General features: G+C 68.3%; 9 protein-coding genes. 2 read left to right on the forward strand and 7 right to left on the reverse strand.

What is annotated here, in order from left to right; genetic code table 11:
* Positions 1–15: 15 nt before the first annotated feature.
* Positions 16–807, reverse strand: coding sequence for a sulfurtransferase (locus tag AACL56_RS13240; protein ID WP_339090278.1), 792 nt, complete (start codon positions 805–807; stop codon positions 16–18).
* A 146-nt stretch (positions 808–953) separates the two neighbouring features.
* Here AACL56_RS13240 and dnaE point away from each other — a divergent pair, with 146 nt between their 5' ends.
* Positions 954–4472, forward strand: a complete 3519-nt coding sequence (gene dnaE / locus AACL56_RS13245) for a DNA polymerase III subunit alpha (RefSeq protein WP_339090279.1) — start codon at positions 954–956, stop codon at positions 4470–4472.
* A gap of 95 nt (positions 4473–4567) precedes the next feature.
* Positions 4568–4927, forward strand: a complete 360-nt coding sequence (locus tag AACL56_RS13250; RefSeq protein WP_339090280.1) for a YgiW/YdeI family stress tolerance OB fold protein — start codon at positions 4568–4570, stop codon at positions 4925–4927.
* 242 nt (positions 4928–5169) lie between these two features.
* On the opposite strand, the gene AACL56_RS13255 is transcribed toward AACL56_RS13250, so the two are convergent.
* The 6 genes from AACL56_RS13255 to AACL56_RS13280 all read right to left on the reverse strand — a co-directional run bounded on the left by AACL56_RS13255 (position 5170) and on the right by AACL56_RS13280 (position 12669).
* Positions 5170–7713: a TonB-dependent siderophore receptor gene (locus AACL56_RS13255; protein ID WP_339090281.1), complete on the reverse strand. Its 2544-nt coding sequence runs from the start codon at positions 7711–7713 to the stop codon at positions 5170–5172.
* A gap of 89 nt (positions 7714–7802) precedes the next feature.
* Positions 7803–8798, reverse strand: coding sequence for a FecR family protein (locus AACL56_RS13260; protein WP_339090282.1), 996 nt, complete (start codon positions 8796–8798; stop codon positions 7803–7805).
* Positions 8799–8812: 14 nt separating this feature from the next.
* Positions 8813–9325, reverse strand: coding sequence for a sigma-70 family RNA polymerase sigma factor (locus AACL56_RS13265; RefSeq protein WP_339090284.1), 513 nt, complete (start codon positions 9323–9325; stop codon positions 8813–8815).
* Between the two features lie 92 nt (positions 9326–9417).
* Positions 9418–11148, reverse strand: a complete 1731-nt coding sequence (locus AACL56_RS13270) for a peptidoglycan D,D-transpeptidase FtsI family protein (protein ID WP_339090285.1) — start codon at positions 11146–11148, stop codon at positions 9418–9420.
* A 107-nt stretch (positions 11149–11255) separates the two neighbouring features.
* A complete protein-coding gene (locus tag AACL56_RS13275) occupies positions 11256–12113 on the reverse strand; it encodes an energy transducer TonB (protein WP_425337011.1) in 858 nt (285 codons plus the stop codon).
* Positions 12114–12231: 118 nt separating this feature from the next.
* The gene (locus tag AACL56_RS13280) at positions 12232–12669 is read right to left on the reverse strand and encodes a biopolymer transporter ExbD (RefSeq protein WP_339090286.1); all 438 of its coding nucleotides are present in this window, start codon (positions 12667–12669) and stop codon (positions 12232–12234) included.
* Positions 12670–12671: the final 2 nt, after the last annotated feature.

Below are 12671 nucleotides of genomic sequence, written 5' to 3' on the forward strand. Positions count from 1 at the left end.
CCGGCTGCCGCTCGGTTACTTCTTCAGGCCGAGGTTCAGGTCGACGTCTTCCGACGCGCGTGCGCTCGCGTCGGCCGCGCGTGCGCTCAGGTCGGGCGCCAGTGCGCGGCGACCGTCGAACACGAAGCAGTCGCCGTGGTAGTGCGCGCCGCCCACTTCCTCGAAGTACTTGAGGATGCCGCCCTCGAGCTGCAGCACGTGCTCGATGCCTTCCTCACGCATCAGGATCGCGGCCTTCTCGCAGCGGATGCCGCCGGTGCAGAAGCTCACCACCGTCTTGCCCGCGAAATCGGCGCGGTGCTCCTTCAGCGCGGGCGGGAACTCGGTGAACTTGGTGATGCGCCAGTCGATCGCGCCGTCGAAGGTGCCTTCGTCGACCTCGAAGCCGTTGCGGGTGTCGAGCAGGGCGATCTCGCGGCCCTCGTCGTCGTGGCCCTGGTCGAGCCAGCGCTTGAGCGTCGGCGCGTCCACGCCGGGCGCCCGGCCCGCGGCGGGCTGGATGGCCGGATGGTCCATGCGGATGATCTCGCGCTTGAGCTTGACCAGCATGCGCCGGAACGGCTGCGCAGCCGACCAGCTTTCCTTGGCCTCGAGGTCGGCGAAGCGCGCGTCGGCGCGCAGGTGGGCCAGGAATGCGCGGACGCCGTCCGCGGTGCCCGCCAGAAACAGGTTGATACCCTCTGGCGCGATCAGGATCGTGCCCATGAGCCCCATGTCCAGCGCGCGGGCGCGCAGGTCTTCGCGCAGCTCGGCGCTGTCGTCTATGCCTACGAACTTGTAGGCGGCGATATTCAAAATCTCTTGCACGGGGCGGGATTCTAGGTTGGCGCCGGGGCCGCCCCGTGCCGGCGGGTCTCTCCCGCGGGAGGCGGCGCCCGCGAAGCGGCAGGCAAGCAGTGAAAGTCCGGGTCGTCAACTCACATCGTGGAGGCGCTGGTTTCTACAATGACCGCATGTTTGTCCACCTGCGCCTGCACACCGAATTTTCCGTCGTCGACGGCACCAACCGAATCGACGAAGTCGTCAAGGCCGCGGCGGGCGATGGCCAGCCTGCGCTGGCGATCACCGACCTGAACAACCTGTTCGGGGCCGTCAAGTTCTACAAGCAGGGCCGGGGCAAGGGCGTCAAGCCCGTGATCGGCGCCGAAGTGTTCGTGGACGGCCTGGGCAAGGAGCCCGGCGCGCTCACCCGCATCGTGCTGCTCGTGCAGAGCATGGAGGGTTACCTGAACCTGTCCGAGCTGCTGGCGCGCGCCTGGACGCAGAACGTGGGCCGCGGCCAGTCGCAGGCGGCCTGCAAGCTCGCATGGATCGAGGAACTGTCGGGCGGGCTGATCGCCCTGTCGGGCGCGCAGGCCGGGCCGCTGGGCCAGCCGCTGCTGCAGGGGCAGGGCGAGCGCGCCGCCGAACTGGCGCTGAAGCTGGCCGGCATCTTCACGCATCGCTTCTACATCGAGCTGCAGCGCGCCGGCCGCCCCGAAGACGAGCCGCACGTGGTTGCCGCGGTGAAGCTCGCGGCGCGGCTCAAGCTGCCGGTGGTCGCCACGCACCCGGTGCAGTTCGCCGCGCGCGAGGACTACGAGGCGCACGAGGCGCGCGTGTGCATCTCCGAAGGCGAGATCCTCGGCAACCCGCGCCGGGTGCGCCGGTTCACCGAAGAACAGTATTTCAAGTCGACCGCCGAGATGCAGGCGCTGTTCGCCGACGTGCCGAGCGCGCTGGCCAATACGGTCGAGATCGCCAAGCGTTGCAACCTCACGCTGGTGCTGGGCAAGCCGCAGCTGCCCGACTTTCCGACGCCCTTCATCGCAGAGGGCGTGCGCATGCCGATCGGTGATTTTTTCCGGCAGGAGTCGTTTGAGGGACTGGAAGCGCGCCTTGCCCACCTCTATCCAGACGCAGCCAAGCGTGATGCCGAGCGGCCGCGGTATGTGGAGCGCCTCGAGTTCGAGATCAACACGATCCTGAACATGGGATTCCCCGGCTACTTCCTGATCGTGGGTGACTTCATCAAGTGGGCGAAGGAAAACGGCTGCCCGGTGGGCCCGGGCCGGGGCTCGGGCGCCGGCTCGCTGGTGGCCTATGCGCTGAAGATCACCGACCTCGATCCGCTCGAATACAAGCTGCTGTTCGAACGCTTCCTGAACCCCGAGCGCGTCTCGATGCCCGACTTCGACATCGACTTCTGCCAGGGCAACCGCGATCGCGTGATCGACTACGTGAAGGACAAGTACGGCCGCAACGCCGTCAGCCAGATCGCCACCTTCGGCACCATGGCCGCGCGCGCGGCCATCCGCGACGTGGGCCGCGTGCTCGACATGAGCTACATGTTCTGCGACGGCATCAGCAAGCTGATACCGAACAAGCCCGGCATGTCGGTCACGCTGCAGTACCCGCCCGAGAAGAAGATCGAAGGCGACAAGAACAACTACGCCATCGAGATGGAGCCGCAGCTCGCGGAACGCATCGAGAAGGAAGAAGAAGTGAAGATGCTGGTCGAGCTCGCGCAGAAGCTCGAAGGCATGACCCGCAACATCGGCATGCACGCCGGCGGCGTGCTCATCGCGCCGGGCAAGCTCACCGACTTCTGCCCGCTCTACCAGCAGCCGGGCAGCGAGTCGGCGGTGAGCCAGTACGACAAGGACGACGTGGAGGCCATCGGTCTCGTGAAGTTCGACTTTCTGGGGCTGGCCACGCTCACGATCCTGGAGATCGCGCGCGAGTTCATCATGAAGCGCCACAAGGGCCAGGAGAACTTCGCGTTCGAGAACATCCCGCTGAACGACGGCGCCACCTACCGGCTGTTCTCCGACGGCAAGACCGAGGCCGTGTTCCAGTTCGAATCGCGCGGGATGCAGGGCATGCTGAAGGACGCGCGCCCCACGCGCCTCGAAGACCTGATCGCGCTGAACGCGCTGTACCGGCCGGGTCCAATGGACCTGATTCCGAGCTTCGTGGCACGCAAGCACGGCCGCGAGGACGTCGAGTACCCGCACCCGGCCGTGGCCGAGATGCTCTCCGAGACCTACGGGATCATGGTCTACCAGGAGCAGGTGATGCAGACCGCGCAGATCCTGGGCGGCTATTCGCTCGGCGGCGCCGACCTGCTGCGCCGCGCCATGGGCAAGAAGAAGCTCGAGGAGATGGCCGAGCACCGCGAGAAATTCCGCGCGGGCGCGCTGGCCACGCATGGCATCGCGCAGGACAAGGCCGACGAAATCTTCGACCTGATGGAGAAGTTCGCGGGCTACGGCTTCAACAAGTCGCACGCCGCCGCCTACTCGCTGCTGGCGTACCACACGGGCTGGCTCAAGGTCCACTACACGGCCGAGTTCTTCTGCGCCAACATGACCGTGGAAATGGACGACACGGACAAGCTCAAGCTGCTGTTCGAGGATGCCCAGAAGAACTTCGGCATCACCTTCGAGCCGCCGGACGTGAACCGCGGCAACTACCGCTTCGAGCCGGTCACCAACAAGGTGATCCGCTATGGCCTTGGGGCCGTCAAGGGCACTGGCCAGCTCGCGGTCGAGGCCGTGGTCCGCGCGCGCGAGGAGGGCGGGACGTTCAAGAGCCTGTTCGACTTCTGCGTGCGCATCGATCGCCAGCGCATCAACAAGCGCACGGTCGAGGCGCTCATCAAGGCAGGCGCGTTCGACACGATCCAGCAGAACCGCGCGTCGCTGCTCGCGTCGGTCGATCGCGCCTTCGAGTTCGCGAACGCCACCGCGGCCAACGCATCGCAGGCCGACATCTTCGGCGACTGCGAGCACGGCTCCGCCACCGCCGAGCCCGACCTGGTCGACGCCACGCCCTGGGGCGTGAAGGAGCGTCTGACGCTCGAAAAGACGGCCATCGGCTTCTACCTGTCGGGCCACCTATTCGACGAGGTCTCGCACGAGGTGCGCCGCTTCTGCAAGCGCGAGATCGGCGACCTGCTCGACAGCCGCGACCAGCAGGTGATCGCCGGCATCGTGAGCGACTTCCGCGTGATCAACGGCCAGCGCGGCCGGCTCGCGATCTTCAAGCTCGACGACAAGTCGGAAGCCATCGACGCCACGGCCGACGAGGCGCTGATCAACGCCAACCGCAACACGCTGAAGGACGACGAACTCGTCATCGTCAGCGGCCGGCTGCAACCGGCGCGCGGCGGCTTCGAGGCGCGCTTCCAGGTGCAGCAGGTGTGGGACCTGGCCTCGGCGCGCTGCCGCTTCGGCAAGTTCCTGCGCGTCGCGGTGAACGGCAAGGCGCCCGACATCGCGCGCCTGCTGAAGGACTTTCCGCCGCGCACCGAGCAGACCGAGGTGGGCGACCTGATCCAGGGCCTGCCGGTGCGCCTGTCGATGGCGCGTGCTGGCGCGCAGGTCGAGCTGCAACTGGGCGAACGCGCGAAGTTCTTTCCGACCGATGCCGCGCTCGCCAGCTGGACCGCGCAGGCGGAAGCGGGCAAGGCACTGATCGTCTACGACTGATCGATCGATCAAGTGCTTCGGCGATGTGGGCCCATTCGAGGGCTCGCTACGATCCTCCCCGCTTTGCAATCCTGCAATTCAAGGAGGAAATCGCCATGAAGAAATCGACCGTTGCATGCACGCTGGCTCTCGCGCTGGCGCTGCCTTTCGCTGCATCCGCCCAGTACTCAGGCCCGAGCACCGTGCCGGCGCTGAGCGTGAAGCAGCTGCTGGAGACCGGCCAGGACGACCAGCATGCCACGGTGCGTGGCTTCATCGTGTCGCACGATGGCGGCGAGCACTACACCTTTGCCGACGACACCGGCCGCATGAGGGTCGAGATCGACGCCAAGCACTTCCCGCCCGGCGTGAAGATCGACGACAAGGTGCGCGTCGAGCTCACCGGCGAGTTCGACAAGGACCGCCTCACCGGCAAGACCGAACTCGACGTGAAGCGGCTCAGCGTGTTGCGCTGACCTTGCGCGCCCTGGCGGCGGCCTGCTCGTGCTGCGCGAGCGCGTCGTCGGTGGCATGCGGCTGGCGCTCGGTCGGGGTGCGCCGACACCTTTTGCACCCCTAGGAACAAGGCGCCGAAGCACGTAACTCGGGCACGTGCCATTGCCGCTGAGCGCTTCGACCTGGATGCCCATCGCGTCGCTGGTGCCGCCGGTCATTCGCACCGGCGGCTCGCAGCGAAAGCGCGAAGGGTTCCTCCTGCCTACCAGCTGTAGCCGGCGGTGAAGTACACGCTGCGGCGTTCTCCGTAGTAGCAGCCCGTGGATGACAGGCAGGTTGCCACATAGGTCTTGTCGGACACGTTGGCCACGTTGAGCGCCAGGCGCACGCCCTTCAGGGCAGGAGACTGCCGTCCCAGGTCCCAGCGCACCGCGGCGTCGAACAGCGTCACGCCCGGAATGCGGAACAGGTTCGCGTTGTCGCCGTAGGTGGCGCTGGTGTGCCGCACGCCGCCGCCCACGCTGAGGCCGGCCAGTGCCTCGTTCTGGAATGCGTACTCGAGCCAGAAGGCGGCCTGGCGCTGCGGAACGTAGGCGAATCGGTTGCCCTGGATGCTCACGCCCGAGGCGTTCGGATTGGCTCGCGTCACGCGGCTGTCCGTGTAGGCGTAGGAGGCGATGGCATCCAGGCCCTTGAGCACCTCGCCGCGCGCCTCGAGCTCGAGGCCGCGCACGCGCACTTCGCCGGTCTGCTCGCTGAACGCGCGGCTGAGCGGGTCGGGCGTGAGCACGTTCTGCTGCGTCAGCTCGTAGGCGGCCGCGGTGATCAGCGCCTTGGTGCCCGCGGGCTGGTACTTCACGCCCACTTCGGTCTGCTTGCCGGTGGTCGGCTGGAAGACGTTGCCCTGGCGGTCGGTGCCGGCCGCGGGCTGGAACGAGGTCGAGTAGCTCAGGTAGGGCACCACGCCGTTGTCGAAGCTGTACATCAGCGCCGCGCGGCCGGTGAACTTGCCGTCGCGCTGGTCGGCGTTGGCCAGGCGCAGCGGCGCCATGGTGAGCGTGCGGGTGTCGGTGATCGCGCGATCCTGGCGCCCGGCGAGCACCAGGCTCCAGCGGTTCCAGTGCATCTGGTCCTGCAGGTAGAAGCCGGTCTGGCGGCGCTGCTGGTCGATGTGCGTGGCGACCGATGGCACCTGGCCGCTGTCGCGGCCGTATACCGGCAGGTAGGCGTTGAACGGCGTCGTGATGATGCGCAGGTTGGTCTCGTCGAACGACGACTTCTCGTCGGAGTAGTCGATGCCCGCCAGTGCCGTGTGGCGCACCGGGCCGGTGTGGAAGTCGGCCTGCACCTGGGTGTCGACGGTCAGCAGCTTGGCCGTTTCGGGGAAGGCCCATGCATAGCGCAGCAGCGACGACGGGTTGCAGGCCGTCAGGCAGAAGGCCTGCACGCGCTGCGTGTACGCATCGACCTTGCCGTAGCGCAGGTTCTGGCGCAGCGTGAAGGTGTCGTTCAGCTTGTGCTCGGCCTCGTAGCCGACGAAGTGCTGGCGGTTGTTGAAGCGGTCGTAGCCGGGTTCGCCGACAAAGGCGCGCGTGGGGAGCGCGGCATACCGGCTGGTGTCCAGCGTGCCGGCGGACGGCAGCGCGGGCGCGCCGCCGCCACCGGGCGAGTCGAGCGTCTGCCAGTGCGCCATCAGGGTGATGCGGGTGGCGTCCGATGGGCGGATGGTGAGCGACGGTGCGAAGTAGCTCTTCTTCTCGGACACGTAGTCGTACGAGGTGTCGGCCTCGCGGTGCAGGCCGACCAGGCGGTAGCTCAGGACGCCGTCGTCGTCGATCGCACCGCCGAAATCGAAGGCCGTCTGGCGGCGGTTGTGGCTGCCGAGCTGGACCTCGACCTGGCGCACGGTCTCCAGCGTCGGGCGCTTGCTCACCATGTTCACCAGGCCGCCGGGCGTCGACTGGCCGTACAGCACCGACGACGGCCCCTTCACCACTTCGACGCGCTCCAGGCCCCAGGGCTCGATGCGCGGTTGCGAGTAGCCACGCGCCCCGAAGGGCAGGCGCAGGTTGTCGAGGTAGCGCGCGGGCGGCGTGAACCCGCGCAGCGTCAGCCAGTCCAGCCGCAGGTCGGTGTTGCCGTACTGCGCGACGATGCCGGGCGTGTAGCGCAGGCTTTCCACCAGCGTGGTGGCGCCCTGCGAATCCATCTGGTCGCGCGTGACCACCGAGACGGACTGTGGCGTTTCGAGCAGTGGCGTATCGGTCTTGGTGCCGCCGGTGCTGCGCTGCGCGACGAAGCCCTTGCCCGGGCCCTTGCCGCTTTCTTCCTCGGCGCTGGCGGTGACGGTGACCGGCGCGAGCGAAGCGGTGCGCTGGCCCGTGACACGGACTTCGGACAAGGTGTCGGAGGACTGGTTGCGCTGCAGGGCGTACACGTTGCCGGCGCCGCGCACGGCCTGCAGCCCGGTACCGGCGAGCGCGACGGCAAAGCCTTCATCGACCGTGAACCGGCCGCGCACGGCCGAGCCGTTGAGGCCGGCGGTGAGCGCGGCGTCGCTCGACAGCAGGATGCCGGCCTGGCTCGCGAACTGGCTCAGCACGGTGCCCAGCGGGCCGGCGGCAATGGCGTAGTCGCGCGCGGCGGCGGGTTGTGCCTGGGCCAAGGCGGGCAGCGCCTGCACGGCCGCCACCACGGGAAGCACGGCCAGTGCGCCGCGCAGGGCGCGTGCGAACTGCCGCGACGGGCGCGAATGGGGGGAGCGGACGGAACGGCGGTCGGAGCGGTTCGACAGGAGCACAGGCATGGCGGCTTTCGAGCAAAGAAGGAGGTTGGTACTGGTCATGCCAACCGGCTCCGCCAAAAGGGAACCTGCACACCGGAAATTTTTTCGATTCAGCGTTTCGCCGCGCCGTGCGCGGCTTCGACCACCGTCCACCACGGCATCGGCCGCCGCACCCGCACCGGCAGCGTGGACTGCAGCGCCGACAGGATGCGCTCGGTGTCCGCCAACGGATAGGCACCCACGATGCGCATGTCCGCCACCTCTGGAGCGCAGCCAAGGTAGCCGGGGCGGTAGCGGGCCAGTTCGGCGATGAAGTCGCCCAGGCGCATGCCGTCGGCCACGAGCACGCCGCGCGTCCAGTCGTCGCCGTAGCCGGCAAGGGGTTCGGGCTCCTCGACATGGTCGGCGAACAGGCGGGCCTGTTGCCCGGCCACCAGGGTGAGCGAATCGCCGCCGCCGCTGGGCTGCGATGCCACTGCGCCTTCGAACACCGCGAGCCGCACGGCGCCGTCGTCCTCGTGGCGCACGGCGAAGCGGGTGCCCAGCGCGGTCAGCCGGCCCTGCGGCACGTCGACCACGAGCGGGCGCGCGGGGGAGGCTTCGTCGTGGCCGCTGGTGACCAGCACCTCGCCCCTGTGGAGCACGATGCGGCGCAGCGTGGCGGAGAACTCGACGTCGAGCGCCGTGGCGGTGTTGAGCCACAGGCGGCTGCCGTCGGCCAGAACGATCTCGCGCCGCTCGCCGGTGCCGGTGCGGTGTGCCGCGACCCAGCCGCGCCACGCTACCTGCCGCGAGACCGTCCAGCCGGCAAGGCCGGCCACCGGCACCAGCGCCAGCGCGCGCAGCACCGAGCGCCGGCGGTTGGCCGACGCGGCGCCGCGCTGCTCGAGCACACGTCGCGCGGGCAGGTTGGCCAGGCCCGTGAACTCGCCCGAGATGGTCTCCACGCGCTGCCAGGCGGCGCGTTGCCGCGGGCCCGTGGCCAGCCATGACTGCCAGCGCGAACGGTCGGCGTCGCTCACGGCGCCGGCCTGCAGCACGGCGAACCATTCGGCGGCCTGCTGCAGGTCCTCGAAGGCGGGCACCGCGGCGGTGTCGGACTGCATCGGGCGCACGCTTCTCAGGAACTCGTCAGCAGCAGGCATTGCAGCATGGCCTGCGCCATGTATTTCTTGACCATGCGCTCGGACACCTTCAGCTGCACCGCGATCTCGGCATAGGCGAGGCCGTCGAGCTGCGACAGCAGGAACGCCGTGCGTGCCTTGGGATTGAGCCGGTCGAGCATGGCGTCGATGCGGCACAGTGTCTCGAACGCCAGGAAGCGCTCTTCGGGAGAAGGTGCGAGCGGCTCGGGCAGCACCGCCAGTGCGTCAAGCCAGGCGCGTTCGATGTCCTGGCGGCGCCAGTGGTTCACGACCACGCCATGCGCCAGCGTGCGCAGGAAGGCGCGGGGCTCGTTGAGCTGCTGCGCGTCGCGCGACGTCATCAGGCGCACGAAGGTGTCGTGGGCCAGGTCGGCGGCGCACGACGCGCCGCCCAGCCGCCGGCGGAACCAGCCTAGCAGCCAGCCGTGGTGTTCGCGGTAGATCGCATCGATGGATGCCGGTTCTGACGGCAGCGGGAGGGCGGACACGGGGCGGCGGCGGAACGCGTGAAGATGAGAATAGTTCGCATTTTAACTCCACACATGCGTTCGGCCCGCTTCCGGCGCCGTGCCGGCGTTGCTCAGTGAGCCATCGGCGCAACAGCCAGGTCGGGCACCACGTTCAGGATGCGCAGTGTCTGCTGCACCACCTGGCTGAACACCGGCGCGGCCACCAGCCCGCCGAAATACTTGCCTGCACTGGGCTCGTCCACCATCACCGCGACGATGACCCGCGGCTTGTCGATGGGCGACATGCCGGTGTACCAGGCGCGGTACTTGTTGCTGGCGTAGCCCTTGCCGACCTGCTTGTGGGCGGTGCCGGTCTTGCCGCCGACCGAGTAGCCCACAGTCTGCGCGAGCGGCGCGGTGCCGCCGGGCGCGGCGGCCAGGTGCATCATCTGACGCACTTCGCTGGCCACGAGCGGCGAGAACACGTGCACGCCGGCCGGGGCTTCGCCGGTGTTCTTCAGCAGGCTCACCGGAATCACCTCGCCGTCGTGCGCGAAGGCGGTGTAGGCATGCGCGATCTGGAACAGCGAGGCCGACAGGCCGTAGCCATACGACATGGTGGCCTGCTCGATCGGCCGCCACGACTTCCACGGCCGCAGCCGCCCGGTCACCGCGCCGGGAAAAGGCGTCTGCGGTTTCTGGCCCAGGCCCACGGCGGTGAACGAGTCCCACATTTCCTGCGCCGACATGCGCTGCGAGATCCTGGTGGCGCCCACGTTGCTCGACTTCTGGATCACGCCCTGCACCGTCAGCACGCCGAAGTTCTCGTCGTCGTGGATGGTCGCGCCGGCCACGGTGATGCGGCCCGGGTTGGTGTCGATGATGGTGTTGGGTGTGACGCGGCCCAGCTGCAGCGCCGTGGCGACCGTGATCGGCTTCATGGTCGAGCCTGGCTCGAACACGTCGGTCATGGCGCGGTTGCGCAACTGCTCGCCGGTGAGGTTGTGTCGGTCGTTCGGGTCGTAGCTCGGGTAGTTGGCCATGGCCAGCAGTTCGCCGGTGCGGGCGTCGACCACCACCACGCTGCCCGCGCGCGCCTTGTTGGCGATGACGGCATCGCGGATCTTCTCGTAGGCCACGAACTGCACGCGGTCGTCGATGCTCAGCTGCACGTCGTGGCCCTCGGTCGGGGGCACCTGGTCCTCGGTGTCCTCGACGATGTGGCCCAGCCGGTCCTTGATGACGTGGCGCGAGCCCGACTTGCCGGCCAGCTCCTGGTTGAACGCCAGCTCCACGCCTTCCTGCCCGACATCTTCCACGTTGGTGAAGCCTGCCAGGTGGGCCGCGGCCTCGCCCTCGGGGTACTGGCGGCGGTAGTCGCGCCGCAGGTAGATGCCCTTGATGTTGAGCGCTGCCACCTGCCTGGCGATGGGTTCGTCGACCTGGCGCTTGAGCCACACGAAGCTCTTGTCCTCGTCCTCGAGCTTCTTGTCGAAGTCCTTCTGCGCCATGCCGAGCAGCTTGGCGGCCTGCCTGAGCTTCGATTGCGTGTCCGGGTCACTGCGCTCGATGTCCTCGGGAATCGCCCAGATGCTGGGCGCGGGCATGTCGGACGCCAGGATCAGTCCGTTGCGGTCGAGGATGCGGCCCCGGTTGGCCGGCAGCTCGAGCGTGCGCTGGTAGCGCACCTCGCCCTGGTGCTGGAAGAAGTCGTTGTCGAAGATCTGCACATACGCGGCGCGGCCCGCCAGCAGCACGAAGCTGAAAGCGATGCTGGCCACGATGAACTTGCTGCGCCACACGGGGGTGGGGCTGGCGAGCAGCGGACTGCTGCCGTAGCGGATGCGGCCATTGGGATTCATGAGCCGCAATTATCGAGTTCCGGGTGACGTGGCCGTCACCCGGAAGGGGCCCGTTTTCTTAGCTGCGCGTTAGCAGCGGGCCGAGCAAACGCGCATGGAGCGCAGGGTCAGCGCTTGGGCCGCAGCGAGACGATCAGCGACGGGAAGATGCGCCCGTCGGTGTCGCGCGGCAGCCTGTCGGTCTTGCGCAGGCCTCGCTCTGCCGCTTCGTCCCAGCCCGGCAGGCCGCTCGACTTGCTGAGCTTGACGTTGACGATGGTGCCGTCGGGCGCCAGGCTCACCTCGAACTCCGCCGCCGGGTTGCCGTTCACGGTGTCGGCATCGGGGAAGGTGATGTTCGGGCGCACGGCGGCCGCGATGCGTCCGGCATAACCGCTCGACGGACCGGAGGTGCGCAGGGCCGTGCCCTTCGAGTCGTCGCTGCCGCTAGCGCCGGCCAGGCCCTGCATGCGTTTGAGCGTGGCGGCACGGTCGGCCGCAGCCTGCTTTGCAGCGGCCTCTGCCTTCTTGGCCTCGGCCTGCTTGGCGGCTTCCGCTTTCTTGGCTTCGGCTTCCTGCTGCTGCTTCTTCTGCTCGGCCAGCTTCTTCTGCTGTTCCTGCTTCTTCTCGGCCTCTTCCTCGGCGCGCTGCCTGGCCTCGAGTTCCTTCTTCTTCTGCTGTTGCTGCTTCTCGAGCTCGCGTTCCTTCTGTTCCTTCTGCTCCTTGAGCTTCTTCTCGCGCTCCAGGGCAATGTCGGGTGCCTTCGGCGCAGGCGCGGGCTCGGGCGCCTTGGCAACGGGCGGCGGAGGGGCGCGGGCGGAACAGGCGTGGGAGCGGGAGCCGGCGGGGAGGCGGAGGCGGCGGTGGCGTGGGAACCGGCGCGGGCGCCTGCGGGGCCTGCAGGCGGGGCGCCGCCTGCTGCACCGTGGCCGACCACAGTTCCGCGTCGACGGCGCCTTCGTCGGCCTCGCTGCGCCAGCGCACACCCCAGGTGAGCGCGGCGATCAGCAGGCCGTGTGCAATGAGGGCCAGCACGACGGCACGCGGCGTGCCGCGTTGCGGCGGCGGTGCGAACTCGGGGCGATCCAGTGCGAGCGACATGCCTTATTTGCCGCCCGTGGTCGTGACCGACAGGCCCACGCGCTCGATGCCGCTGCGCTTGAGCTGGTTCATGGCCTTCACGACGGTCTCGTACTTCACCGACTTGTCGGCGCTGATGACCACCGGGCGCTGGTCGTCGCCGCCCTGGGCGGTCTTGGCGGCGGAGCCGATCTGCGTCATGGGGATCGAGGTGCCGCCCGAACCGCTGGACGGGTCCTTCTTGATCTGTACTTCGTCTTCGCTCTTGATGACGATCTCGATCGGCTTGTCCGGCTGCTTGTTGGCGCGGTCGACCGAGGGCAGGTTGATCACGCTCGGCGTGATGAGCGGAGCCGTGACCATGAAGATGATCAGCAGCACCAGCATCACGTCGATGAACGGGACCATGTTGATCTCGTTGATCGTCCGGCGGCCACGGCCACGGGATGAAACGGCGGGCATCT

The organism is Variovorax paradoxus (assembly GCF_902712855.1).
Classification (GTDB): Bacteria; Pseudomonadota; Gammaproteobacteria; order Burkholderiales; family Burkholderiaceae_C; genus Variovorax; species Variovorax paradoxus_Q.